This is a genomic window from Amycolatopsis sp. NPDC031561, from assembly GCF_055580625.1.
Window position 1 is genome coordinate 147907 of record NZ_JBVILA010000022.1, and the last position, 25103, is coordinate 173009.

The following is a 25103-nucleotide window of genomic DNA, read 5'->3' on the forward strand; positions in this document are numbered from 1 at the left end:
GACAGTGGGCCGAAACCCTCAAACCCGCGAACGGCTCAGGCCGGTCGACCTCGCGCGTGAGCACGGTCTGTCGACGCAGGCCGTCCGCAACTACGAAGCGGACGGCATCCTCCCCGCGGCCGAACGCGGTCCGCAGGGCTATCGCACCTACACCCCGCTGCACGCGCAAGCCCTGCGCGCGTTCCTCGCGCTCGTGCCGGGACACGGCCACGCGACGGCGACGTCGATCATGACCGCGGTCAACCGGGGAGCGGTCGAGGAGGCGCTCCGGCTCGTCGACGAGAGTCACGCCCAGCTGCTCGACGACCGCCGCACCCTCCAGGCCGTCGCGGCCGCGCTCCGCGAGCTCGAGCCCGTGCCGCAGGAGCGGGGCGACCTGTTCGTCGGCCCGCTGGCGCGGAAACTGGGCGTCCGGCCCGCCACCCTCCGGAAATGGGAACGCGCCGGCCTTCTCCGGCCCGAGCGTGACCCGCGGACGGGTTACCGCGTGTACGGCCCGGCCGATGTGCGCGACGCCAAGCTGACCCATCAGCTCAGGCGGGGCGGCTATCTCCTGGAGCGGATCGCGCCGCTGATCGAGCAGGTCCGTTCGGCCGGAGGTGTCGTGCCCCTCGAGTCGACACTGCACGACTGGCACACCCGGCTCTCGGCGAGGGGCCGTGCCTTGCTCTCCGGCGCCGCCGCGCTGGACGCCTATCTCGGCGAGAACCCGAATCGCTGACACTTTTGCGCCATTGACACTTCCGCGCAATAGAATACGCAGGCAATTCACGTTTTCCGCATACGAAAGTAGGACCGGTTCAGCGGAACCTACTTTCGGCGCTACGACACGATAGTCACCCGCTCGTAATCTGCGTGACGTCGAGATGAGCCGCCCGGTCCCTGCCTTTTCCACCTATTCCGGCGGTTCGTCGTTCCCTCCTTATCGAAGGAAATTCGCATGCGAATTCGCGGACCCGTCATGCTCACTCTCTTGAGCGTCTGCGCCGGAATAGGCGCGTTCGCCGTCCCGGCGACCGCCGCTCCGGTCACCGCTTACGACCAGACGATGCTCGAGACCCTCGCGGCCCAGCTCCAGGTCAGCCCGCTTCAGGCGGCGCAGAAACTCGACCACGAGAAGAACCTGATCTCGTCGCTGGAGAGCATCAGAACACGTGGCCTGCACACCGACGGCGCGTACTTCGACGACGCCGGCGCCCTCGTGGTGAACTCCGACGCCGGATCCGCCCAGACGCTCCGCGCGGCGGGCCTGACCGCGCGCACCGGCGCCCGCGGCGAGAAAGCGCTGGACGCCCTGACCGCCACCGTCGGCAGCGTGATCGGCAAGGACGTCGCCCAGGTGCAGTCCTGGGGTCCGGAACTCGCGGCCGACCAGGTCGTCGTCACCGTGCAGCAGGGCGCGGACCGTGCCCTCGTCCGCAGGCTTTCGGCGCTGCCCGGCGTGACCGTCCGGACCGGGGTCGCCAACGGCAACACGACCCAGGCCGACGTCATCCCCGGCCAGATCATGGACCTCGACCCCGGCACCAACTGCTCCCTCGGCTTCCCCGGCACCACCAGTGACGGCGACAACGTGCTGCTCACCGCCGGGCACTGCGTCGAAGGGAACCCGGACATCCTCGACCGCAACGGCGTCCACATCGGACAGGGCGTCGCCACCGAGTTCCCGTCGGCCGACATGGGCCTGATGGACATCGACGACGAGGACACCGGCCGCGGCTACGTAGACACCCGCAAGGGCACCACGGTGCGGATCACCGGCAGCTCGAAGGCGCCGGTCGGCACCACGCTGTGCAAGGCGGGCAACACCACCGGCTGGACCTGCGGCAAGATCAGCGCTTACAACCAGACCGTCCGCTACAACGGGGAAAGCGTCGCCACCAAGGGCCTGGCGAAGTCCACGGTCTGCACCGAAGGCGGCGACAGCGGCGGCGCCTACATCGCGGGCAACACCGCGCAGGGCATGACCTCCGGCGGCCCCGACGACGGGCACGACTGCGGGTACAACCAGGGCTCCAACGCCACCGGCTCGTACTCCTACTACCAGCCCGTCGTGGACGCGGCGAACACCTACGGGGTCACGCTGACCCGTTCCTGACCGACAAAGCCTCGTGAGCGGTAAGGACGGTTCTAACCGTCCTTACCACTCACGAGGCTCAGGGCTTACGGGCCACGCCCGCCAATCCGCGAGACCCCACCAAATCGTCCTCGTGCAGCGGTTCGCTTTCGGGGCGCCATTCCGGCAACCACACCAGACCGGGCTCGACCGGCCGCAGTCCGGTGAAGAATGCGGCGATCTCCTCCCGCCCGCGAAGCGTGATGGCACTGTTGGTCCGGCGGCGATAGGAATCGACGACGTTCGCCGATTGTGCGTGCAGCACGGTGTCCTCGACCGGAACGTGGATATGCGAAAGTGCCATGAGACTGCCGGAAGGCAACTGCTCCAGATAGCGGCCGAGGGTGACGTGCGGGGCGGTTTCGTCGGGCATGAAATGCAGCAACGCCACCGCCAGCAGGCCGATCGGCTGTCCAGGATCGATCAGCCCGGTGCCGAGCACCTTCTTCCACAGCCGGAGACCGTCGTGGAAGTCGCCGTCCAGCGCGGTGTGCCGGGCCGGGTCGGCCGTCTGCTCCAGCAGGATCTCCGCGTGCGCCTGCGCGATCGGCTCGTTGTCGATGTAGACGACCCGGCATTCGCCCGGCGCGACCTCCTCGGCGACCTCGTGCACGTTGCCCTGGGTCGGCAGCCCGGAACCGATGTCCACGAACTGCCGGATGCCCTGATCGACCATGTAGCGAACGGCGCGGCCGAGGAAAGCCCGGTTGGCACGGGCGAAATCGCGCATCGACGGGACGAGCCGCAGCTGTTCCTCGGCGAATTGCTGATCCACGGCGTAGTTGTGCACCCCGCCGAGCAGATAGTCGTACACGCGGCCGACCGAGACCTTGTTCACCGAATCCACCAGCCGCTGCGCCACGTCACGGGCGCTCGCATTCTCCCCCATGAGCCGAAGATAGCGGATCCCGTCGTGTAACGGTTCCCGGTTCGCCGACGACCTGCAGACACGTTTTCCCGATGAAGGGGGCGGCGAACCGGCGACCCCGGCTGTCCCGATGCCACGACCGGGAAACGCGTACCCCTCGTGATGACCGGCGGGGCCCCGCGGGACATTTCCCGGCTGGCCATGTGCACCGACGAAACCGGCACGTCGGTCTTCATCGGCAACGACACCAAGGACGTCTGGCTGGTTCAGCCCGGCCGTCCGGCGACGGTCCGGCAACACGGCGGCGTGCCGACGATGGTGCAGATCTTCCGCGCGAGCCGATCGCCGGGCGTCCTCGGCGGCACGACGCTGGAACCGGGCACAGCCGTCACCGTCGCGCTGCGCCCGGCGGAGGTCGGCCTGGCGATAGATTCCGTGCTCCAGAGCCAATGGTCGACGATGACCGTGATCGACCAGACCGCCACCGCAGCCCGCGAACAGTTGCCCGAACTGAGACTCTCGACCTTCGCACAGAAGGCCGGCTCCCTCTCCTCGGAACTGGACGATCTGCTCAAGGCGGCCGGGCGGCTGTTCCCTCGCTGAGCCTGGTGGCCGCCGACAGCGCACTTACGACCACCGACACCGGCTACTTCAGGAACTTGACCAGTTCGGCGCTCACGAACTCCGGGTTCTCCTCCGCGAGCCAGTGCCCGGCCCTGGGCACCTCGACGGCGCGGGCGAGGTCGGTGACGCGGGGCGCCAGGGTGGCCTTCTGCGGTTCGAGCAGTCCCTCGGCGGTCATCAGCAGGGTCGGAGTGGTGATGGGCTTCGCACCGGTGTTGGCGGCCGCGTCCTGACCGAGCGTGCGGTAGAGCTCGAAACCGCCGTGCAGGACCTCCGGCCTACTGTAGGTACGGGCGTATTCGCCGATCTCGGCCTCGTCGAACGGCGACGGCGCCCCGGGCCCGCCGAAGGCCGTTCCCGAATAGGCGACCTGGGGATAGAAAAGGGAAAGGTATTCGCGGACGTCGTCGCCGACGACGGCTTCCGGAACCGTTTTCTGCGAGTGGAAAGCGATATGCCAGCTCAGGTTCCGGTACGCCGTCGCGTCGAGCGCGGGGCCCGGCAGCGGGAGGTCGAGATAGGCGAGCTTGGTGAGATCGCCGGGGAATTGCGCGGCGTACTGGAAGGCGACGGCGGCACCGAGGTCGTGGCCGGCGATCCGGGCGTCGCGCAGGCCCAGCCGTCCGGCGACGAGGCCGTGCACGTAGCGGGCGAGGGTGGCCTTGTCGTAGCCGGGCGGCGCGCCGGTGCTGTCCCCGAGGCCGGGGAGGTCGAGCGCGTACACGGTGAAATGCTCGGCCAGCGCGGGCATGACGCGGTGCCAGCCGTACCAGGTCTGCGGCCAGCCGTGCAGCAGCACGAGCGGGGCGCCCTTGCCGCCGGTGACGTAGTGCATTTTCACCCCGTCGACGTCGGCGAACTCGTGGCGGAACCGCTTCGCGAAACTCGCGTCGCCGCGGGTGATTTCTTCGTAGGGCGGGGCGGCCGGTGGCGAACCGCAGGCCGTCATCAGGACGAGGGCCGCGACGAACGCGGCGGCTCGGTGAAGCATGGAAGTCTCCGTTTCAGCGCCCGGTGGCGCCGTCGATCAGTTCGCGCAGGATGTCGGCGTGTCCCGCGTGGCGTGCGGTTTCCTCGATCAGATGGGTCAGCGTCCAGCGCCGTGATCCCCGGCGGGGACCCGCTTCGGAGAGGTCGGTCCAGGACTCGATCTCGCTGTTCGCTCCGGCGATGACTTCCCGGTAAGCGGCGAGAAGTGACGCCGTCGTGTCGTCCGGGCCTCCGCGCGCTCGACCGACCACTCCACCGGATCGAGGGCCGCGTTCACCTTCGGCGTTCCGGCGGAACGGCGTTCGTAGAGCCCGTCCCAGAATTTCGTCGCGTTCATGGTCGCCACTGTCGCCTCGGGTGACGTGAACTGGCACGAAAACTTGCCGACCTGGCAAGATCGACGGCATGGCTGACGAGACGGACGAGGTACTGGACGCGGTCGGCCCCCGGTTGCGCGCGCTGCGCAAACGCCGTGGCCTGACCCTGGCCGAGGTGTCGGCGACGACCGGGATCTCGGAAAGCACCTTGTCGCGGCTGGAAAGCGGCGGGCGGCGGCCCACACTGGAACTGCTGCTACCACTCGCGCGCGTGCACGGCGTCCCGCTCGACGACCTCGTCGGCGCACCCCGGACCGGCGATCCGCGGATCCATTTACAGCCGATCCACCGTCACGGCATGACCTTCCTGCCGCTCACCCGCCGCGCCGGCGGCGTGCAGGCCTTCAAGATGTTCATTCCCAGCCGCCCCGAACCGGCGGAACCCACGCCGCAGACCCACGGCGGCTACGAATGGGTGTATGTCCTCAATGGACGGCTCCGGCTGGTGGTCGGCGATCGCGACATGGTCCTGCCGCCCGGCGAGGCCGCCGAGTTCGACACCGCGCTGCCGCATTGGCTCGGCTCGGCCGACGGTCACGCCGTCGAGACCCTTGTCCTTTTCGGACCGCAGGGCGAACGCGCCCACATCAGGGCGAACTAGAGCCAGTCGTGCTCACGCGCGTACCTGGCGGCTTCGTGCCGGGTCTGCGTCTGGGTCTTCTGCATGGCGTTCGAGAGATAGTTGCGCACCGTGCCCTGCGCGAGGTGGAGCTGAGCGGCGATCTCGGCCACGGAATACCCCTCGCCGGTCACCCGCAGCACCTCGAGCTCCCGTTCGGTGAGGGGGCAGTCGTCGACGACGGCGAGCGCGGAGACGTCCGGGTCGATCCAGCGTTTGCCCTGGTGCAGGGCGGCGATGACGAAGGTGATGTGCGAGGGTTCGGCCGCCTTGCTGACGAAACCCTGCACCCCGAGTTTGAGGGCTTTGCGGAGCACACCGGGTTTCGCGTGCCTGGTCAGCATGAGGATGACCTGGTCCGGCCGGGTGCGGCGGATCTCCGCGACAGCGCCGAGCCCGTCCACGCCGGGCATTTCGAGGTCGATGACGAGGACGTCGGGTTCGTGCCGCAGGGTGGCCTCGACGGCCTCCTCCCCGTTCTCCGCTTCGGCGAGGACGGTGATCTCGCCCTCGAGCGGGAGCAGCGCGGCCATCGCCTTGCGGAGCAGGGCTTCGTCGTCGGCGAGTACCACCGTGGTCATCGTTTCTCCGTTGCTTCGGATCGCTTGCCCGGGAAGGACGCGGCCGTGACGAACTGCCCGTCTTCCTGTTCCACCGTCAGCTCGCCGCCCTCCGCGACGACGCGTTGCCCGAGCGCGGCCAGCCCCCGGAGTTCGGGCAGTGGTGTGCGCTGGGCGCCGTCGTTGACGATGCCGATACTCCACTCCGTCAGGGTGATCCGCACCCGCGTCGCCTGGGCGTGCCGCAGGATGTTGGTCGTGGTCTCGCGGAGGACCTGGCCTAGCAGCCTGCCCGCCTCCGGATCGACGTCACCCTCCCGGTTGATCCGCACGCGGATCCCCGCGGCCTCGAAAAGGTTCCTCGCGTTCTCCAGTTCGGCGGAAAGGTTGAGCCTCCGCTGAGCATAGGCGAGTTCCTTCGTCTGGGTGATCGTGTCGCTGACGAGCGCGTGGATCTCCCTCAGCTCCTGTTTGGCCCGTTCGGCGTCGATGTCCACCAGCTTCGTGGCGAGCGCGGTCTTCAGCTTCACCACGTGGAGCGTGTGGCCCTGGATGTCGTGCAGATCGCTGGCGAAGCGGACCCGTTCGCGGATGACGGCCAGTTCCGCCTCCCGCTCTCGTGACTCTTCGAGTTCGTGGACGACGTCGTAGAACCGCTTGTTGGGGAACATGAGCCCGAGCACGATGGCGGTGACCGCGGCGGGGACGAAGACGAACCTGATCAGCTCTTCGGACACGTCGTCGTGGGAGACCAGCAGCCTCGACGCGCCCACCGCCGCGATGTACGCGACGAGCGCGATCGCGGCCGCGACCCGGTGACGGGGAAGCTGGGGAACGACGAAGGAACCCACGAGAAGGATCCCGAAGAACGCCGAACCGCCGCCGACCAGCAGCACGGAGAACGGCCACACGGCGGCCGTGACGACCAGGCACGGGATCGCGACCCGCATGAGCTCGCCCGAGGTCCACCGCACGAAGGCGACCATGGCCGCCAGCACGCTCAAGCTCAGGACGACCACATGCCACCAGGTCCGCGCGTCCGACACCACCACGATCACCCCGCCGACGGTGAACAGCGGGAAGAACATGGTGAGGTTGAGCTTGCGCAGCTTTCCCCGCGCCGGCTCGGTGTCCACATCAGACATGGGCCCAGTATCGGCCCTCCGCGACGGAGGGCACCAGTGACACCACGTCATGGTTCACCCCGAAGAATGTCATGGGCCGGTCATGACGTGGCCGCACTGGCCGTTCCGGGCCGGAGCGGTTGAGATCTGGGTATGACTTCGACACCAGTGATCGACGTAGACCGCCTGAACCTGAAGTACGGCGACTTCCACGCCGTGAAGGATCTGTCCTTCCAAGTCGGGCGAGGCGAGTTCTACGCCCTGCTGGGCACCAACGGGGCGGGGAAGACCTCGACCCTGGAAACCCTCGAAGGACACCGGACCCCGACGTCGGGCACGGTCCGCGTCCTGGGAAAGAGCCCGCGTGACCGCGCCGCCGTGCGGCCCAAGATGGGCATCATGTTGCAGGAGAGCGGTTTCTCACCGGACCTGACGGTGAAGGAATCGATCCGCCTGATCGGGACGCTGACCCACCGCACGGACCGGCTCGAACGGGTGCTCGGCATCGTGGACCTCTCACGCAAGGCGAACACGAAGGTGTCCCAGCTTTCCGGTGGCGAGAAGCGGCGGCTCGACTTCGCGACCGCGGTGTACGGCTCGCCGGAACTGGTGTTCCTGGACGAGCCGACGACCGGTCTGGACATCCAGTCGCGGGACGCGCTGTGGGACGCGGTCGACAAACTGCGCGAGGACGGCTCCACGATCGTGCTCACCACGCATTACCTCGAAGAGGCCCAGCAGCGCGCCGACCGCATCGGCCTGATGCACCGGGGGAAGTTCCACCAGGAGGGCACGGTCTCCGAACTGACGCGGACGCTGCCCGCCGTGATCCGCTTCGTCCTCCCCGCCCCGGCTCCGGCGCTGCCGTTGCAGGGCAGGCGGGAGCACGACGGGAAGTTCGTCATCGAAACCTTCGGTCTGCAGAAGGACCTGCACACCCTGTTGCGGTGGGCGCAGGACCACGCGATCGAGCTGCAGGACCTCGAAGCGGGCCCGACCAGGCTCGACGACGTGTTCCGCGCCATCGACAACGACTAGCCACTCACTCCACAAAGGACTCCAGTCATGCTTTCGATCGCCCGCAGCGAGCTGATCCAGATCTTCCGGAACCGCTCGGTCCTCATCACCAGTTTCGTGATGCCCATCGCGATCTGCGCGTTCTTCGTCTACCAGCACGAAATCTTCGCCAAGATCGGCAGCCTCGGTTACATCGCGGCGATCGTGATGTTCACCGTGTGCGCGTTCGGTCTCTACGCCAGCTCGGTGACCACGCTCGCCTCCCGGCGGCAGAACCTGTTCCTCAAGCGGTTGCGCTCGACAGCGGCCGGTGACGCCTCCATCCTGATCGGGCTGGTGCTTCCGGTCACCGTCATCGCGCTCGTCCAGGTGGCCGTGATCATGACCGTGCTGGGCTTCGTGACCGGCAAACCCGCGAACATCGGCTTGCTGGTGCTGGCCGTCCTCGCCACCGTCGCCATGATGATCGGCCTCGGCCTGGCCACCGCGGGCCTGACCAACTCCCCCGAGCACGCCCAGGTCACCACGCTGCCGGTGAGCCTCGGGGTCATCGCCGTCGCTTCCTGGGTCGGTATCAGCGGCACCGACGACCTGACCCTGGTCAAGCGCCTGCTGCCGGGCGGTTCGGCCACCGAACTCGCGGTCAACGCCTGGAACGGCGGCGTCGCGGTCTCCGAATCGCTGCTCCTGCTCGCCCCGACCCTGGCGTGGGTCGTCGTCGCGGTGGTCCTGGCCTCGCGGCTCTTCCGCTGGGAACCGCGCCGATGACCCGGTCCATCCGAGGAGGAAAACCCATGCGCAAAGCCATGATCCCCGTTCTCGCGGCCGCCTTGCTGACCGCGGCGACCCCGGCGGTCGCTTCGGCGGCGCCCCCGCCGAAGTGGGGGCCTTGCCCGGCTGAGGCGGCGGGCCTCGGCCTGGAGTGCGGCACCCTCGACGTCCCGCTGGACTACCGTGACCCCGGCGGGAAGACCATCGAGATCGCGATCTCGCGGCTGGCGAGCACCAAACCGGAAAAGCGCCGCGGCGTGCTGCTGACGAACACGGGCGGCCCCGGCGGTGAAGGACTGGCCTACCCGGACACCCTCAAGAAGCAGCTGAACATCCCGCAGGACGTGCTGGACAGCTACGACGTGATCGGGATGGACCCGCGTGGCGTCCACAACAGCACGCCGGTGACCTGCGGGCTGACCGTCGCGGAGCATCCGTCCAACATCCCGAGGTACGCCCGGGACTCGGCCGACGTCACATCCGAGGCACAACGGGTCGCCGCCGTCGCCGCGAAATGCGGTTCCTCGCCCACCGCGCCGCTCCTTCCGTACATGACCACCGCCAACACCGCCCGCGACATGGACCGCGTCCGCGAGGCGCTCGGCGAGCGGAAGGTGAACTACTTCGGCATCTCCTACGGCACCTACCTCGGTTCGGTGTACACCTCGTTGTTCCCCGAGCGCAGCGACCGGTTCCTGATCGACAGCGCGACCGGGCCCGGCGGCTGGGACGCGTCCTTCTCGCGACTGTTCGGACAAGGTGTCGAAGACCGCTTCCCGGACTTCGCGAAGTTCGCCGCTTCGAAACCCGAGTACGGCTTGGGCCGGACGCCGGCGGAGGTGACGGCGAAGTACTTCGAGCTCGCCGCGCGGCTGGACAAGACCCCGAGTCCGGACGGCTACAACGGCCAGGTGTTCCGCCACATCACGTTCGCCTATCTCTACTACGACAAGCAGCTGCCGCTGCTGGCCGAGACCTGGCACGCGCTCGACAGCGGGAAACCCGCGCCGGCGCCCGCCATCACCGGATCGACCGCCGGCACGGCGTACCCGGCCGACAACTACATCGCGAGCCAGCTGCACGTGATCTGCAACGACTCGGACTGGCCGGAGAACGTCAGGACATACCGGCGCAACGTCGCGATCGACCGGTTCCGGCATCCGCTGTTCGGCGCGGCGGCCGCGGACATCACGCCGTGCGCGTTCTGGCCGTCCGAGCCGGTCGAACCGCCGGTGAAGATCACCGGCCGCGGCCCGTCGAACCTGCTGATCGTGCAGAACCTCCGCGACCCGGCCACGCCGCTGGCGGGCGCGCGGAAGCTGCGTGAAGCCTTCGGCGACCGCGCCAGGATGGTCACCGTCGACCAGGGCGGGCACCTGGCGTACCTGTTCAAGGACAACAAGTGCGCCAACGACCTCGCGACGGGGTTCCTGGTCACCGGTGCGCGACCGCGGCACGATCTCGCCTGCTGATCCGTGGTGGTCCGGTGGGTCGTGAGTGGCGATTCGGGTTCTATCGGACCCATATTTGTCTACCCACTGGATCCTGATGTCATCTTGGTGAGGTCGTAGAGCTTGTTCTGGATGCTGATGTGGGCGAGTGGGGAGGATTTGGACGTTGAACGTCCGGAATCTTCCCCGCTCGGCTGCCGTCCGCGGGGTTGTGGGGTGGCACGGTCTTGATCGACGGAGGATCGGGGACGTTGAGTGTCCCCGATCCTCCGTTGATCAAGCTCCGAGACCGGACCGACCCCCTTCGACGATGAAGGAATCAGGACACTCAACGTCCCGAATCCTCCACACTCGAACCTTTGCCACCCACGACCAACCCGACCCACGCCCGCCTGCTGATCCGCCTCTCAGGAGCGGCAGACCTGGTCCGCAGGCAGCTCTCCGCTCAGCAGGTAGTCCCGCGCCGCCACGTCGACGCACCGGTCACCCTTCAAGAACACGGCGTGCCGGAACGCTCCTTCCACCGTCACCAGCCGCGAACCGCCGAGCGCCCGGTGCAGCGCGAGTTGCCCGGCGTACGGCGTCGCGGGGTCGCCGGTCGAGCCGAGGAGCAGAGCCGGCGAAGTGTTGTGGATCCGGGTGGCGGGTTCGGCGGGGGCCACGGGCCAGAACGCGCACGGCGTGATGTTGCGCGCCAGCGGCCCGAACAGCGGCTCGGCCACCCGGTGCTCCTGGATGTCCCGGTAGTACGTCGCCGGTTCGCGGGAGGCCGCTCGATCCGCGCAGATGACCGGCGTCCCCGCCCGGTCGGTCGCGGAGCCGGAGCCGGTCGTCAGGCCGTCGAGGAGCGCGGCGAGTCCTTCCGGAGGAGTGACGGGACGGCCTGCCGCGGCATCGCGGAGTGTCCGTACGGTCGCGGCGAACTCGGCCTGTGAAGCGGGCCGGTCGTCGTAGAGGTTCGCGAAGAAAAGGTACGGCACCAGGTGACCGTCCACTGTGTACTTCCCGACCCGGAACGGCCGCCGCTCCGCCGACCGGGCGACGTCCCGCACGGTCGCCACCACCTCGTCCGCGGTCTCCCCCATGCCTTGCCCCACGGCGCTCCTCGCCCAGTTCCGCAGCGCGGCGTCGAGCGCCGGGGCGGTCGGGCGGAGCAGGCCCGGCCCGTACGCCTCGGGATCCACCGACGAATCGAGGACGAACCGGTCGGCCCGGGAGCCGAACATCTGGAGGTAGACCGCGCCGAGATAGGTCCCGTACGACGCGCCGAGGTACGAGATCTTCCGCTCGCCGAGCGCGGCGCGCACGACGTCCATGTCCTTGGCGGTGTTGCGGGTCGAGGCGGCCCGCAACAACTCGTGGTCGTTGCCCGAGCAGCCGCGCGCCAGGTCCTTCGCGAGGGCCACGCTCTCACGGAACGTCCTGAGATCCGGCCCTGCCGAACGTGTGAACGTGTCGGTGTTCCAGGCGCACCGAAGCGGCGAACTGCGCCCGACGAACCGGGGGTCCATACCGACGAGGTCGTAGCGGGCAGCGATCTCCGGCATGAGCGGTCCGGCCAGGACCAGTTCCATGGCCGGGCCTCCCGGCCCACCCGGATTGAGCATCAGCGTGCCGAGCCGGTGCGCGGGATCGGTAGCCTTCACCCGGGCCAGCGCGACGGTGAGCTTGCGCCCCCGCGGACGGCGATGGTCGACCGGCACGGCGATGTCCCCGCACTGCGCGCCCGCCTTGTCCAGCTCCGCGCCGAGGACGTCGCCGGGGCCGGTCGTGCAGCCGTGCCAGGTGATCGAAGGGACCGCGACGGCGGGCACCGACGGCAGCAACGCCCCGGCGACGAGCAGTGCCACCACGATGGCTGTTTTCCTGAGCAACCCGAACTCCCTGATATCCAACGAAATTCCCGATATCAGGCTAGAAGCGCTACACCCGCGAAGGCGTCCGTCCCGGGGACGAGACGTCTAGCCCGCTGGGGGGCTTTTTCGGGGTTTTGCGGCGCTCCAGCACCCAGTCGGTGAGTACCAGCAGGAGCAACGGGCTGAGCCAGGCCCCGATGCTCATCGCGCTGTACCGCATGAGCACTTCGCTGCCGCCGAAGGTCGAGCCGATCTGCGGCGTCAGCACGATCGTGGCCACGACGTTGATCACGCGGCTCAGCACGATCGACATCGCGAGCGCGAAACTGCGGGACATCCACCGGCGATGCTCGCCGAAGCGGCGCTGCCTCGCCATCCGGATCCCGATGATCGTGACCGCGATCCACAGCACCGAGCCCACCAGGTTGGCCACCCGCACGGAAGGGCCGACGCTGGTGTGCCAGCCGATGTACAGGCCGACGAACCCGGCGGGGAGCGCACCGGCGAAGACGTAGATCCGGCCGGTGATCCGGTGCCCGCGCCGGTAGCGGGCGCGGAACGCGGGCCAGATCTGGAAACAGGCGGTCACCATCGCGACCGTGCCGAAGAGGACGTGCGCGACGAGCATCGGGTAGTAGAGGCCGTTCCCCGGTGGCGCTTCCAGCCGCGACTCGGCCGGGTCGAAGCTCAGGTACGGCGGTACCGAAAAGGCCAGGAAAGCCGCCGCCACCAGCATCAGCGGCACGATCCAGGGGCGCCGCCACCAGCGGGGCGCGTTCGACGAGGTCATGGTGATCCGTTCGGGAGGGGACGATCAGAAACTATGTACACCATACACATGAACGTACGTCATACAGAGTTTTAGGATGGTCATCGACGACACCGACGGGATGGCTGATGGCGACACGTGACAACAAGGGCCCGGATCTCCAGCGCAGCCTCGCGCTGCTGTGGGCGGGACGGACGCCCGGCAGGCGCGGGCCACGGGCCCAGCTCACCGTGGAGCGGATCGCACGAGCCGCGATCCAGGTCGCGGACGCCGACGGCCTGGACGCGCTCTCCATGCAGCGGGTCGCCACCGAGCTCGGCTACTCGACGATGTCGATCTACAACCACATCCCCGGCAAGGACCTGCTGCTGGAAGTGATGGCCGACGTCGCGGCCGCGAAACCGCCCGAACTCGACGGCGCGAAGGACTACCGCGACGCTGTCCGGCAGTGGGCCGGCGCGCTCTGGGCCGCTTTCCAAACCCATCCCTGGCTGCTGCGCGTCCCGCTCGACCACTCGCCGATCGGCCCCAACCAGCTCGCCTGGCTGGACCGCCTGCTCCGGCCCCTGCTCGAAGCCGGACTCGCTCCCTGCGAGGCGCGGGCCGCGGCCCTGCACCTGACCGCCGTCGTCCGCGGCACCGCGCAGATCGGCCTGGACATGAACAGCGCGCACAAGACCGACGGCGGGCGGCCGCGCACGGAAACCGAGCTGGCGCGGGCGTTGTCCGAGCTCATCGACCCGGAAGGCTACCCCGCGCTGGCGGCCGTCCACGCGGCCGAGGCCAGTGTCGCGGCAGGACCCGAGCAGACCGGTGAGGGGGCGCTGCCCGCCGAGATCGGCTTCGGTGTGGACCGGTTCCTGGACGGCATCGACGTCTGGGTGGCGAAGTCGTGAGTGGCGATTCGGGTGAGAACGGACCGGTATTTGCCTACCTACGTGTGACCAGGGTGAAGGTGGCGTGCGGGAGTCGAGGGTCGACTCGGTTCACGCGGCCACCACGAGCTGGCGGCTCAGCGGGTGCCGGGTGTTGACGATGTAGGAACGGGGACGTTGGGTGTCCTGATTCCTTCATCGTCGATGGGAGTGTTCCGGTCTCGGTGCTTGATCAACGGAGGATCGGGGACACTCAACGTCCCCGATCCTCCGTTGATCAAAACCGTGCCACCCCCACAACCCCGCAGACGGCAGCCGAGCGGGGAAGATTTGAGACGCTCACCGTCCCAAATCCTCCCCACTCACCCAGGATCCAGTGGGTAGGCAAATACGGGTCCACCAGACCCCGAATCGCCACTCACGACCAACCCGGCCAAGCACGGCCGAAACCAACGTCCCGGACCGGAGCGAGGTGCTCCGGCCCGGGACGACCCCCGGTTCGGGTTCCGGCTCAGCGGTCGCGTTCCTTGGCGAACAAGGACTTCGACCACAGGTAGCCGACGATCGACAACACCGCGCACCAGCCGACCGCGAGCCAGGCGCTGCCACCGATCGGGGTGCCGAGCAGCAGTCCCCGGAGCGTCTCGATGACCGGCGTGAACGGCTGGTACTCGGCGAACCAGCGCAGCCAGGCGGGCATGGAGTCGGTGGGCACGAAACCGCTGCCGAGGAAGGGAAGCAGCATGAACACCATCGGGGTGTTGCTCGCCGTCTCGACACTCTTGGCGGCCAGCCCCAGCGCCACCGACAACCAGGTGAGCGCGATGGTCAGCAGCAACAGCACCCCGACGGCCGCGAACCATTCGCCGACGCCCGCCGTCGGCGAGAAACCGACGAGCAGCGCGACCCCGAACACCACGGCGAGCGCGAACGCCGTCTGGATGAACGCGCCGACGACGTGACCGGTCAGCACCGACGCCTTGCTGATCGCCATGGTGCGGAACCGGGCGATGATGCCCTCGGTCATGTCCGTCGCCACCGAGATGGCGGTGCCGAGGGCGGCGCTGCACACGGTGATGAGCAGGATGGCGGGCGTGACGTAGCCGACGTATTCGGCGCGGCCGCCCCCGCCGCCGAGGCCGTTCCCGAGGGTGCCGCCGAAGACGTAGACGAACAGCAGCAGGAACACGATCGGCTGGCCGACCAGCATGATGGTGAGTGACGGATACCGTTGCATATGTCTGATGTTGCGGCGCAGCATCGTCGACGAGTCGCGCATCGAGAGGGTCAGGCTGGTCATCGGGCCAACTCCTTGGTCGCTTCGGTCCGGTGACCGGTGAGGCTGAGGAACACGTCGTCGAGATCCGGGGTGTGCACGGTGAGGCTGTCGACAGCGACGGCTTCGGCGTCGAGCCGGTCCAGCACCGCGCGGAGAGCGGCGACGGTGCCGTCGGTCGGCACGCGCAGCGCCAGGCCCTCATCGTCCGAAGTGGACACTTGCAGCGCGCGGGTCGCGTCGCGCAGCGAGCCCGCGTCGGGGAACTTCAGTTGCATGTGCCCGCCGGGCACGCGCCGCTTCAGCTCGTCGGGCGTGCCCAGTGCGACGACGCGGCCACCGTCGAGGACGGCGACGCGATCGGCGAGCTGGTCGGCCTCCTCCAGGTATTGCGTGGTGAGGAAGATGGTCACGCCGTCGGCGACGAGGTCGCGGATGATCTGCCACATCGTGCGGCGGCTGCGCGGGTCGAGGCCTGTGGTCGGCTCGTCGAGGAAGATGACCTTGGGGTCACCGATCAGGGTCATCGCCAGGTCGAGTTTGCGGCGCATGCCGCCCGAGAAGGTGGCCGGAGTCTTCTTCGCGGCGTCGGTCAGCTCGAACCGTTCCAGGAGTTCGGCGGCGCGCTTGCGCCCCGCACGGCGCGGCAGGTGGTGCAGATCCGCCATGAGGAACAGGTTTTCCTCGCCGGTGAGCAGACTGTCGACCGCGGAGAACTGGCCGGTGAGGCCGATGGAGGCGCGGACGCCGTCCGGATCGGTGGCCAGGTCGGCTCCGGCGATGGTGGCGCCCCCGGCGTCCGGGCTGACCAAAGTGGACAGGATGTTGACCGTGGTGGTCTTGCCCGCGCCGTTGGGGCCGAGCAACGAGAAGACGGTGCCGGTCGGGACGTGCAGGTCGACGCCGTCCAGTACGACCTTGTCACCGTAGGACTTGCGCAGTCCGGTCGCGGAGATGGCCGGGTGTCTCATGTGGATTCCCTTGGTGTGTAAAGGACCCGGAGGGTCAGGAACGGTGAACGAGGATGTCGCCGACGGACGTTCCGGCGTGGACTTCGAGCTTGTCGGTCGTGGCGTCGGGTGCGCCGGCGGCGGCCATGTCGTTGACGACGCGGCCGAAGCGGGTGTTCACGTCGAGCCAGGCCGCGCTGCCCTCGCGGATGCCGACCTCGATGTCCCCCATCGACGTGTCGAGGTCGAGCTTGCCCCTGGCGGCGTCGAGTACGCGGACCGAACCGTTGGCGGTCTTGGCTTCGACGTCGCCCTCGGCCCGCTCGACGGTGATGTCGCCGTTGGCCGAGCGGAGGCGGATCGAGTCGCCCGCCGCCCCGATCGTGGTGGTCCCGTTGGAGTTCTTCACCACCGCGGTGCCCGCGATCTCGCCGACGTGCACCCTGCCGGAGCTCGTGCTGATGTCGGCGTTGCCGTCGACGTGCTCGACGACGATGTTCCCGGACGCGGAATGCACCTTCAGCTCACCGGTCCGGTCGAGCCGGATGTGCCCGGTCCCGGACCTGTAGCGGCAGGAGCCGAGCCGCCCGGTCACGGTGAGATCGCCGAGACCGGTGCTCCCCTGCACCCGGGAACCGGCGGGCAGTTCGATGGTCACGTCGATCGACCGCGTCTTGTTGGAGAAGTCGAGCAGACGCATTTTCGGTGCGCGGACGGTCAGGGTGCCGCCGGAGAATTCGACGACGGTCCGCTTCGCGGCGTCGACGTCGGAGTCGTTGTTCTCGTCCGCCGGGGTGACTTCGACGACCGTTTCCGGGCGGTCGCCGGCGACGATGCGGACGTAGCCGACGACCGGCTCGAGGTCCGCGAGAATGGGTTCCGGGGTGGCGAAAGAAGGCATGGTTGTCCCCTCAAAGGTGTCGTGATCGGTGTTCGTGCTGGTCGGACGGGGTCTAGCTGACCCAGCCGGTGTAGCGCTGCGCGGCGCGGTGGCCGCTGGTCGCCGAGGTGGGCGGGGCGGCCGGTTCCGACGGCCGCAGCGCGGCGGACGCGGCCCGCACGAGCCACGCGTTGACCGAACGGCCTTGTGCGGCAGCCGCTTCTTCGACGCGCGCCTTGAGCTGTTCCGGCAGCCGGAAGTTGATCCGCGCCGTGGCCCCTTCCTCCTCCGGCAGCGGCGGGAGCGGGGGCATCGGCGGCTCCGGCACCGACGGCGCGACAGGGCCGGCCGGTTCGGCGACCGGAAGCGTGACGGCGAAGCTGGCTTCACCGGCGCGCAGCCGGACCTCGACCGAGCCGGGTGCCAGATCCCGGGTGATCTCGTCCGACGCGGCGGACAACGCGTCCAGCAGCGCGAGACGGATGGCCGACGCGAGCGGCGCGGTCAGGCGTTCGGCGAGAGCGCTCGCCTCCGCTCCGCCTGCCTCGGCGGCGACGGCGAGTTCCCGGCGAACGGTGTCCACAAAGGGCGTCAGATCCATGACACCATCATGGCACCGCGATGGCGCCATTACAAGAACAACTTGGCGCTAAGTGGCGCCACAATGGCGTCTATGCAGGTCAGGAGCCTAAAATTGCTGGAGAGACACTCTGGCTCTGCTCTGTGGCCGACGCGCTGCACCGGGTCAGGCGGCGAAGCCGGTGCTCCCGGACAGCGGCGGATACGCACGTGCCCATTCGGCCAGGTTCCGCTGGCGGGGCAACCAGGACCCGGCCGAATACGTTGCCGCGGCCCCGGGCCAAGGCGAGGATTGCCTTGAGCCACAAGAAAAGGGAGCGACCCACCGTCAAGTGTGGGGGTCACCGAGGCGGGTCGCTTCCCGAACTCCACGGTACAAGAACTTCGCTCGCTCAGAGGGGCAAGGCTTTCTGTACCGGCGGCTCTTGACAATCAGGATCCACAGTGGACACGGGCGTCCACGGCAGAAGAGGAACGCATGCGAGCAGTTCGGGTGAGCGTCTGCGCCCTGGACCCCATCACGACGGCCGGGATGGCCGACCTCCTCGGGACACGGGCTTCCGTGAGGGTGGTCGACGACCCGGCGCGGGACGGGATCGAGGTCGTCGTCGCCGCTTTCGAGCGGCTTTCGGCCGACGCGGTCACCGCGTTGCGTGAAGTCGCCCTCGAACTCGGCAAGCCGATCGTGCTGGTGACCGACCGGATCGAGGAAGGCGGTCTCGCGGTCGCGGTGGAGTGCCGGGTGGCCGCCATCCTGCCGAGGTCGGCGGCGACCGACTCCCGGGTGGCCGACAGTGTCCGGCGCGCCGCTTCGGGTACCGCGAGCCCGCCGTCCATTCTGCTCGGCAGGCTGACCGAACACGCCGAGCGGCTGCACCGGGAGACGCTCACGCCGGGCGAGCCCGCCGGGTCGGCGCTTTCGTCGCGTGAGATCGACGTCCTGCGCCTGATGGCCGACGGGCTCGACACCCAGGAGATCGCCACCGAACTGTCCTATTCGGAGCGGACGGTGAAGAACATCATCTACGCCGTCACCGACCGGCTGCGGCTGCGGAACCGGTCGCACGCGGTGGCGTACGCGATCCGGGAAGGCGTCATCTGAGGACGCTTGTCAGATAAGGCCTTCGCGGAGCGCGTAGGCCACGACGTGCGTGCGGTTCCGTAAACCGAACCGGCTCAACAGGCCGTGGAGGATGTTCTTCACGGTCCGGTCGGAGTAGGCCACCCGCCGGGCGATCTCGCCGGTGTCGAATCCTTCCGCGAGCAGCCGGAGCACCTCGGTCTCGCGGGGCGAAAGCCCGCTGAGTGTGAGCTCGCGCGGCTCGAGGACTTCCTTGTGCAGCCGCGAAATCCCCCGGAGCAGGCTGCCGAGCTGGTCTGCGGGCAGATCGCCCCGGCCGGCGTGGGCATCGGCGACCGCGCGCAGCAGTCGCCCGGGCGTCGCCTCGGAGCGCGCGACGACGACGGCGAGCCCGCGTTCCACCGCGGCCCACAGTTCGGCCTGATTGGGTTTGTCGGCGACGAGCACCAGCCGCGCGGGCCCGGCCGGGATCCGGTGCGGCTCGTTCCCCGTGACCGCGACGAGGACGTCGGCCGTTGCCGGATCGTCCCGCAGGGTGATGCCGGGGCCCGCGCCGAGCGCGCTGCGCAGGCCTGCCAGGACGAGTGGGTCTCCGGCGTGCACCGCGACCCGGATCTCCCGGCGCTCCTCGGCCCGGACGACCGGCCGCACGGGCGTCGTCATGATCGTGGACATGCTTCCAGGTAACCGGCCGCCCGGAAGCCCGGACAAGCAGAAGAAGGGGGCAGCTTTTCGCTACCGCAAGCCTGCCGGTTGAATGGACCGCGGTGAAACCGGTGGAAGCGAGTGAGAAGCGGTCGGTGTTCGGAAAGCTCCTGCTCGAACACCGGCGGGCCGCGGGCTGGACACAGGAGCGGCTGGCCGAGGCCTCGGGGCTGAGTGTCCGCGCCCTGCGCGAGCTGGAACACGGCCGCGCGCGAGCCGCCCAGCAGCGCTCGTCGGAGGTGCTCGCGGACGCGCTCGGCCTGACCGGCGGTGACCGGGAGTTCTTCCTGACCGTCGCGAAACAGGGCAGGCGTCGCAACCCGGCACTGGCCGCCCAGGTCGCGGCGACCTGCTCACTGCCCGCTCCCCTCGCGGACCTCTCCGGCCGGGAAAGCGAACTGGCCCAGCTGTCCGCGAAGGTCGCCGAGGGTGGCGGCGTGGTCGCGATCGTCGGGCAGGCCGGGGTCGGGAAGACCGCGCTCGCGGTGACGGCGGCGGACCGGTGGCGCGGGGACTTCCCGGACGGGAGCTACGCCGTCGACCTGCGCGGGATGGACGAAGAACCATTGAGTGCCCGGGCCGCGCTCGACCGGCTGCTGCGCGCGCTGGACGTCGCGCCGGGGCACGTGCCCGCCTCCGAAGCCGAACGGTCGGCGTTGCTGCGGATGCTGCTCGACGGCCGGAAGGTCCTGCTGCTGCTCGACAACGCCGCCGACGAGGCGCAGGTCCGGCCGCTGCTGGTCACCGGGGCCGGCTGTCTCACCCTGATCACCTGCCGCCGCACGCTCGCCGGGCTCGAAGGCGCGCGCTGGCTGGGGCTCGAGCCGCTTTCGGACGGCGGCGCGACCGGTCTGCTCACCAAGATCATCGGCGAGGACCGCGTGCGCGCGGAGCCCGCCGCGGCACGGGAGCTCGTCGAGCTGTGCGGGCATCTGCCGCTCGCGGTCCGGATCGCGGGCAACCGGCTCGCCACCCGGCCGCAGTGGTCGCTCGCCCAGCTGGCCGACCGGCTGCGCGACGAAAGCACCCGCCTGCGCGCGCTCGCGGCGGGCGATCTGCAGCTGCGATCGGCGTTCGACCTGTCCTATCGCGCGGTTTCGACCGGGGCGCGACAGCTGTTCCGGAGGCTGGCGACCGTTCCCGGCGCGGACTTCGGTCTCGAACTCGCGGCCGTCGTGTCCGGCGCGACCGACGCCGACGTCCGCGACCACCTCGACGAACTCGTCGACGCCAGCCTCCTGCAGACCACGGCCGAGCCGGAACGCCACCAGTTCCACGATCTGATCCGCCTGTTCGCCGAGGAACGGTTCGAGGCGGAGGAAGACCCGTCCGCGCGGGACACCGTGCTCGCCCACCTGCTCGACAAGGCGGCCGAAGCGGCCCGGTTGTTCTACCCGAAGGCACCGGAGACCGGACGGTTCGGCTCACGGGACGAGAGCGCCCGCTGGCTGGACGTCGAAGGCGAGAACTGGGTCGCCGCGCAGCGGGTGGCGGCGCGGAAGGGCTGGCACCGGGAGGTCAGCGATCTCGCCGTCGCGCTGCACTGGTACTCCGACGGACGGAGTGCCCAGCGGCCGTGGCTGGAGATCTTCTCGCTCGGCGCGGCCGCGGCGAGCGAACTGGGCAACGCCCGGAACGAGGCGAAACTGCTCAACTTCGTCGGCTGGGCCAGCAGTGTCTGTCTCGACGACGAAGAAGGAGCCGTGGCGGCACATCGCCGCGCGCTGGAGATCGCCACCCGGGTCGGCGACCGCACCGAGCAGGCCTGGGCGTCCATCTATCTCGGCCAGGTGTTGCGATACGTCGGAGAAGACGCCGAAGCGTTCGAGTACGCGAAACGCGGGTACGAATCGGCGGACGAACTGCCGTTCTGGGACGGGCAGAGCTCGGCCCGGAACGTCTACGGGCATTCGCTGCGCGCGGCCGGGCGGCACCCCGAAGCGCTCGCCGTCTACCGCGCCATCCTCGCCGACGCCGAACGGCTGGCGGCCGACACCTACCCCGGACTCCACCGGATGTTGAAGGCACTGTGCCTGCGCGCCATCGGCGACGTGCTCGGGGATCTCGCCGAATGGCGGGAAGCGGCGGGCTACTACCGCACCAGCCGGTGGCTCTCGTGGGAAGGCGGATTCGCCGCGATGGAGGCGATCTGCGCGCTCCGCGAGGGGCACGCCTGGCGGGAGGCGGGTGCCTTCGAGGAGGCCAGGGAGTGCCTCACCCTGGCCGTCGAGCTCTCCCCCGGGCCATCGTTCAATGCCCGGAGGGAACAGGCGCTGGCCGAGCTGGCGCTTCTGCCGGACGCCTAGGCCACGGCGCGGCTTCCTCCAGTTGCGAGGCCAGCCGGATGAGGACGTCCTCGCGGTCCTGGGCGGCGACGAGCTGGACGCCGATCGGCAGGCCGTCGGCGTTCCAGTGCAGGGGCAAGGAGATCGCGGGCTGGCCGGTGATGTTGAACGGCGCCGTGAACGCCGCGCCCGTGGCGATACCGGCGGCCAGTTCCTCGGGTGACTTCGCGTCCGGGGCCAGTTCGCCGAGCGCGGCGGGCGGCGCGGGCGACGTCGGAGTGAGGAGGACGTCCAGCTCGTCCTCCCAGAGCGCCGCCACTCCCCGAGCCCACCGCTGCGACGAAAGCGACGCGGCGAGCCACTGCACGGCGGTGACCGACCGGCCCGCTTCGGCGAGCATCGCGTTCATCGGCTCCAGGTCGGACGAAGACAGCCGCTCACCGAGCCGCTCGGACCAGGCCTCGAGTTCCCAGGTGACCACGGCCGCGAGCAGGGCGGGCATGGTGTCGAACATCCCGGGCGCGTCCAAGGCGGCCGCCGCGCTGGGAGTGACCTGGTGGCCGAGGGATTCGAGCAGGCGGGCGGTCCGTTCGACCGCGCCGACGCAGTCGGCGTGCGCGGTTTCGCAGGTACCCGGCGCGGTGATCCGGTACCCGATCCGCAGCCGTCCGGGATCCGCGCCGACCTCCGTCCGATAAGGACGGTCAGGCGGCGGAGCGGAGTAAGGGTCGCCCGGCGCGGCCCCCGCCGTGACGTCGAGGACCGCCGCCGTGTCCCGGACCGACCGGGTCAGGACGTGTTCGTGGGTGACCTGGCCCCAGTACTCGCCGAAGTCCGGCCCGAGGCTGGTCCGTGCGCGGCTCGGCTTCAGCCCGACCAGCCCGCAGGCGGCCGCGGGGATCCGGAGCGAACCCGCCATGTCGTTGCCGTGGGCGACGGGGACCATGCCCGCGGCCACCGCGGCGGCCGAACCACCGCTCGACCCGCCCGGCGACCGCGCCGGGTCCCACGGATTCCTTGTCGCGCCATGGAGAAGCGGTTCGGTGGTGATGCTCGTCGCCAGTTCCGGCGTGTTCGTGCGGCCGCAGAACAGGAAACCCGCGGCCCGCAGGCGCGCGGCGAGGTACGAGTCCGCCTGCGCGCGCCAATCCCGCTCCCACAGGGCGCGCATGCCGCCGTGCACCGGATCGCCCGCGGTGTGGCAGAGGAAATCCTTCAGCAGCATCGGCACGCCGCGGAACGGTCCCGGCCCTCGCGCCGTCACCGCCTCACGCCGCGCCTGCTCGAAGCGCGTACTGACCACGGCGTTGAGTTCGCCGTCGAGCTTTTCGATCCGCGCGATCGCCGCGTCGAGCAGTTCCAGCGGTGACACCTGTCCTGTGCGGACCAGTTCCGCCTGAGCCGTCGCGTCCAGCCAGGTGAAGTCATCGCCAGCCATCCGGCACGTCCTCCTCCGCACATGAGATCAAGGAGTCCATTGTCGATCAGCGGCGACCGGGCACCCGGTGATTCCGGCGGATCAGAGCGGTTCGTGCAACCGATCATGCCCCTTCGATTCCTCATCGGCCGTGGCTGCAACTAAGCTGCGGGCTCGACGGAGCGGGAGGGCCGATGACGGACGCGGACGGGCAGAGCCCGCGGGAGCGCTACCGCGACCAGGTGCGCGCGGAGATCAAGCAGCGCGCGTGGGAGCAGATCGCCGCCGCCGGGGTCCCCGCGCTGTCGCTCAACGCGATCGCCAAACAGGTGGGCATGAGCGGCCCGGCACTCTACCGGTACTTCGCCAGCCGCGACGACCTCATCACCGCGCTCATCCGCGACGCCTACCGGAGCCTCGCCGACACCGTCCGGGCGGCGTTCGACGCCGGTGCCGACCTGGCCGGGCTCGCCGTCACCATCCGGGACTGGGCCCGGAGCGACCCGCAGCGCTACTTCCTCATCTACGGCACGCCCGTCCCTGGCTACCACGCGCCCGACGACACCACCGCCATCACCCGGGAAGTCATGGCGGTCCTGCTCGAAGCGTGCCGCGCGATCACCGTGGACAAGCCGGAAACCCCGTTCGACAAGCACCTGGAAGGGCACCGCGACTGGGCGGGCGACGACCCGGCCACGTCCGCGACCCTGCACCGCGCGCTCGCCTTCTGGACCCGCCTGCACGGCGTGCTCTCGCTCGAACTCGCCGGCCACTTCACCGGCATGAAGTTCGATCCCGACCTGCTGATCGCGGACGAACTGGACGACCTCACGACGCGGTGACCGGCTTTCGCCGAGACCGATCACGTTCGCACTGAACCTTTCACGGCCTTCGGGCGTCTTGCCCTGTGACGCTGCTGCCATCCGTGGGAAGCGTGGCTTCCGCGGTTGACATGCAACGTTGTAACGTTATAGCTTCTAAGTAAAGCAAGAACTAATAACCAGCGGATCGGCCGCCTTTCGCCACCCGACGGCCGACAGCCGTTCCGCCTGCCCGTTTCCGGGTTTCCGACGCTTCGGATGGGGACTTCGATCATGAATCGCGGAGGGAAGAGCACCAGGGGGACCGATCGCGTCAGAGTCGCCGTGCACGCCCCGGATCTCCTGGCCGGGCTCGGCACGACGAGCATTCTCGGCGCCGACGAGCGACTGAACGTACTGCCCGACACCGACCTCGGCCGGGCCGAGGTGATCGTGACGGTCGGGGATTCGATCGGCGACGGGGTTTTCACGTTCCTGCGCCAGGTCCGTGCCGCGTCGTCACTCGTGTCGCCGCCGAGGTGCGTGATCGTCACGGACCATTTCCCGGTCCAGGTCCTGATGACGGCGATCGAATGCGGGATGGCCGCGCTGCTGCCGCGGCGCGACCTCGACAGCGAGCATCTGGTGCGGACGATCCTGGCGGTCAGCCAGGGCGCCGCCGCCCTGCCGCCCCGATTGCAGGGAAGCCTGCTCTCCCAGCTCGAACGAATACAGGAAGACCTGCTGGTGCCCAACGGTCTCGCGCTGTCCGGACTGTCCGATCGGGAGCGTGAAGTCCTCCGGCTGCTGGCCGACGGCCATGGCACGGAAGAGATCGCGGCCAAACTCGCCTATTCGGAGAGCACGGTGAAGAACGTCCTCCACCGGGTGATGGCGCGGTATGGGCTCCACAACCGCACGCACGCCGTCGCCTTCGCGCTGCGCACCGGCTCGATCTGAGGCGAGCCTCGTGAGTGGTAAGGGCGGTTCTATTGAGGGGAAGGTCAAAAGTGGCGTGTTCGGGCGGTGATCACGCGTGATCAGAGACGGATCACGTGTGCTTGGAGCCGGATCTCGTGTGATCGGGAGACGTTCATGGAGTTCGGCTTCTGA

At 69.2% G+C, this 25103-nt stretch carries 25 protein-coding genes; 12 read left to right on the forward strand and 13 right to left on the reverse strand.

Translation table 11 applies throughout. From position 1 onward, the window contains the following. Window positions 1-4 precede the first annotated feature (4 nt). Together ACZ5IK_RS33675 and ACZ5IK_RS33680 are read left to right on the forward strand one after the other, a co-directional pair. A complete protein-coding gene (locus ACZ5IK_RS33675; protein ID WP_465491407.1) occupies window positions 5-721 on the forward strand; it encodes a TioE family transcriptional regulator in 717 nt (238 codons plus the stop codon). A 240-nt stretch (window positions 722-961) separates the two neighbouring features. Continuing rightward, window positions 962-2098: a S1 family peptidase gene (locus ACZ5IK_RS33680; RefSeq protein WP_465491408.1), complete on the forward strand. Its 1137-nt coding sequence runs from the start codon at window positions 962-964 to the stop codon at window positions 2096-2098. Window positions 2099-2156: 58 nt separating this feature from the next. Here ACZ5IK_RS33680 and ACZ5IK_RS33685 read toward each other — a convergent pair whose 3' ends face one another. Next, the gene (locus ACZ5IK_RS33685) at window positions 2157-3005 is read right to left on the reverse strand and encodes an SAM-dependent methyltransferase (RefSeq protein WP_465491409.1); all 849 of its coding nucleotides are present in this window, start codon (window positions 3003-3005) and stop codon (window positions 2157-2159) included. Between the two features lie 141 nt (window positions 3006-3146). On the opposite strand from ACZ5IK_RS33685, the gene ACZ5IK_RS33690 reads away from it, so the two are divergent. Further along, window positions 3147-3587, forward strand: a complete 441-nt coding sequence (locus ACZ5IK_RS33690) for a hypothetical protein (protein ID WP_465491410.1) — start codon at window positions 3147-3149, stop codon at window positions 3585-3587. A gap of 43 nt (window positions 3588-3630) precedes the next feature. Here the strand turns inward: ACZ5IK_RS33690 and ACZ5IK_RS33695 are convergent, their stop codons facing one another. Further along, window positions 3631-4599: an alpha/beta fold hydrolase gene (locus ACZ5IK_RS33695; RefSeq protein WP_465491411.1), complete on the reverse strand. Its 969-nt coding sequence runs from the start codon at window positions 4597-4599 to the stop codon at window positions 3631-3633. Between the two features lie 13 nt (window positions 4600-4612). After that, window positions 4613-4849, reverse strand: coding sequence for a mycothiol transferase (locus tag ACZ5IK_RS33700; protein WP_465491412.1), 237 nt, complete (start codon window positions 4847-4849; stop codon window positions 4613-4615). Window positions 4850-5003: 154 nt separating this feature from the next. On the opposite strand from ACZ5IK_RS33700, the gene ACZ5IK_RS33705 reads away from it, so the two are divergent. Beyond that, window positions 5004-5576 carry a helix-turn-helix domain-containing protein gene (locus tag ACZ5IK_RS33705; RefSeq protein WP_465491413.1) on the forward strand — a complete coding sequence of 191 codons (573 nt, stop codon included), beginning with the start codon at window positions 5004-5006 and terminating at the stop codon, window positions 5574-5576. On the opposite strand, the gene ACZ5IK_RS33710 is transcribed toward ACZ5IK_RS33705, so the two are convergent. Both ACZ5IK_RS33710 and ACZ5IK_RS33715 read right to left on the reverse strand, forming a co-directional pair. Further along, window positions 5573-6175 (reverse strand): response regulator transcription factor, encoded by a 603-nt coding sequence (locus tag ACZ5IK_RS33710; RefSeq protein WP_101608992.1) that lies wholly within the window; start codon window positions 6173-6175, stop codon window positions 5573-5575. The two genes, ACZ5IK_RS33705 and ACZ5IK_RS33710, sit on opposite strands and share 4 nt — an antisense overlap. After that, complete coding sequence (locus tag ACZ5IK_RS33715; RefSeq protein WP_465491429.1) at window positions 6172-7290, reverse strand: sensor histidine kinase; 1119 nt, start codon at window positions 7288-7290, stop codon at window positions 6172-6174. The genes ACZ5IK_RS33710 and ACZ5IK_RS33715 overlap by 4 nt, the downstream gene beginning before the upstream one ends. Window positions 7291-7431: 141 nt before the next feature. Between ACZ5IK_RS33715 and ACZ5IK_RS33720 the strand changes: the two genes are divergently transcribed. Genes ACZ5IK_RS33720 through ACZ5IK_RS33730 form a run of 3 tightly spaced genes read left to right on the forward strand, consistent with a single transcriptional unit; the run spans window position 7432 to window position 10538 of the window. Beyond that, the gene (locus ACZ5IK_RS33720) at window positions 7432-8316 is read left to right on the forward strand and encodes an ABC transporter ATP-binding protein (RefSeq protein WP_465491414.1); all 885 of its coding nucleotides are present in this window, start codon (window positions 7432-7434) and stop codon (window positions 8314-8316) included. A 27-nt stretch (window positions 8317-8343) separates the two neighbouring features. Beyond that, window positions 8344-9063: an ABC transporter permease gene (locus ACZ5IK_RS33725; RefSeq protein ID WP_101608995.1), complete on the forward strand. Its 720-nt coding sequence runs from the start codon at window positions 8344-8346 to the stop codon at window positions 9061-9063. A 26-nt stretch (window positions 9064-9089) separates the two neighbouring features. Then, window positions 9090-10538 (forward strand): alpha/beta hydrolase, encoded by a 1449-nt coding sequence (locus ACZ5IK_RS33730; protein WP_465491415.1) that lies wholly within the window; start codon window positions 9090-9092, stop codon window positions 10536-10538. Window positions 10539-10924: 386 nt separating this feature from the next. Here ACZ5IK_RS33730 and ACZ5IK_RS33735 read toward each other — a convergent pair whose 3' ends face one another. Continuing rightward, window positions 10925-12391: an alpha/beta hydrolase gene (locus ACZ5IK_RS33735; protein WP_465491416.1), complete on the reverse strand. Its 1467-nt coding sequence runs from the start codon at window positions 12389-12391 to the stop codon at window positions 10925-10927. 49 nt (window positions 12392-12440) lie between these two features. Beyond that, the gene (locus ACZ5IK_RS33740; protein ID WP_465491417.1) at window positions 12441-13163 is read right to left on the reverse strand and encodes a DUF2306 domain-containing protein; all 723 of its coding nucleotides are present in this window, start codon (window positions 13161-13163) and stop codon (window positions 12441-12443) included. Between the two features lie 107 nt (window positions 13164-13270). Between ACZ5IK_RS33740 and ACZ5IK_RS33745 the strand changes: the two genes are divergently transcribed. Then, window positions 13271-14038, forward strand: coding sequence for a TetR/AcrR family transcriptional regulator (locus ACZ5IK_RS33745; RefSeq protein WP_465491418.1), 768 nt, complete (start codon window positions 13271-13273; stop codon window positions 14036-14038). Window positions 14039-14528: 490 nt separating this feature from the next. On the opposite strand, the gene ACZ5IK_RS33750 is transcribed toward ACZ5IK_RS33745, so the two are convergent. From ACZ5IK_RS33750 to ACZ5IK_RS33765, 4 genes are read right to left on the reverse strand one after another with little or no spacing between them, the layout of a single operon-like run. After that, window positions 14529-15317, reverse strand: coding sequence for an ABC transporter permease (locus ACZ5IK_RS33750; RefSeq protein ID WP_101608999.1), 789 nt, complete (start codon window positions 15315-15317; stop codon window positions 14529-14531). Further along, a complete protein-coding gene (locus ACZ5IK_RS33755) occupies window positions 15314-16264 on the reverse strand; it encodes an ATP-binding cassette domain-containing protein (protein WP_465491419.1) in 951 nt (316 codons plus the stop codon). Before ACZ5IK_RS33755 ends, ACZ5IK_RS33750 begins: the two co-directional genes overlap by 4 nt. Window positions 16265-16298: 34 nt before the next feature. After that, complete coding sequence (locus ACZ5IK_RS33760; protein WP_465491420.1) at window positions 16299-17144, reverse strand: DUF4097 family beta strand repeat-containing protein; 846 nt, start codon at window positions 17142-17144, stop codon at window positions 16299-16301. A gap of 52 nt (window positions 17145-17196) precedes the next feature. Next, window positions 17197-17724 carry a toxin-antitoxin system HicB family antitoxin gene (locus ACZ5IK_RS33765; RefSeq protein WP_465491421.1) on the reverse strand — a complete coding sequence of 176 codons (528 nt, stop codon included), beginning with the start codon at window positions 17722-17724 and terminating at the stop codon, window positions 17197-17199. A 510-nt stretch (window positions 17725-18234) separates the two neighbouring features. Here ACZ5IK_RS33765 and ACZ5IK_RS33770 point away from each other — a divergent pair. Then, a complete protein-coding gene (locus ACZ5IK_RS33770) occupies window positions 18235-18804 on the forward strand; it encodes a helix-turn-helix transcriptional regulator (protein ID WP_465491430.1) in 570 nt (189 codons plus the stop codon). Between the two features lie 9 nt (window positions 18805-18813). Here ACZ5IK_RS33770 and ACZ5IK_RS33775 read toward each other — a convergent pair whose 3' ends face one another. Beyond that, window positions 18814-19458 carry a helix-turn-helix transcriptional regulator gene (locus tag ACZ5IK_RS33775; RefSeq protein ID WP_465491422.1) on the reverse strand — a complete coding sequence of 215 codons (645 nt, stop codon included), beginning with the start codon at window positions 19456-19458 and terminating at the stop codon, window positions 18814-18816. Between the two features lie 92 nt (window positions 19459-19550). On the opposite strand from ACZ5IK_RS33775, the gene ACZ5IK_RS33780 reads away from it, so the two are divergent. Next, complete coding sequence (locus ACZ5IK_RS33780) at window positions 19551-21794, forward strand: ATP-binding protein (RefSeq protein WP_465491423.1); 2244 nt, start codon at window positions 19551-19553, stop codon at window positions 21792-21794. Here the strand turns inward: ACZ5IK_RS33780 and ACZ5IK_RS33785 are convergent. Then, window positions 21739-23211, reverse strand: a complete 1473-nt coding sequence (locus ACZ5IK_RS33785) for an amidase (protein ID WP_465491424.1) — start codon at window positions 23209-23211, stop codon at window positions 21739-21741. The two genes, ACZ5IK_RS33780 and ACZ5IK_RS33785, sit on opposite strands and share 56 nt — an antisense overlap. 173 nt (window positions 23212-23384) lie before the next feature. Between ACZ5IK_RS33785 and ACZ5IK_RS33790 the strand changes: the two genes are divergently transcribed. After that, window positions 23385-24032 carry a TetR/AcrR family transcriptional regulator gene (locus ACZ5IK_RS33790; RefSeq protein ID WP_465491425.1) on the forward strand — a complete coding sequence of 216 codons (648 nt, stop codon included), beginning with the start codon at window positions 23385-23387 and terminating at the stop codon, window positions 24030-24032. A gap of 252 nt (window positions 24033-24284) precedes the next feature. Then, complete coding sequence (locus ACZ5IK_RS33795) at window positions 24285-24950, forward strand: helix-turn-helix transcriptional regulator (RefSeq protein WP_465491426.1); 666 nt, start codon at window positions 24285-24287, stop codon at window positions 24948-24950. Window positions 24951-25103 lie beyond the last annotated feature (153 nt).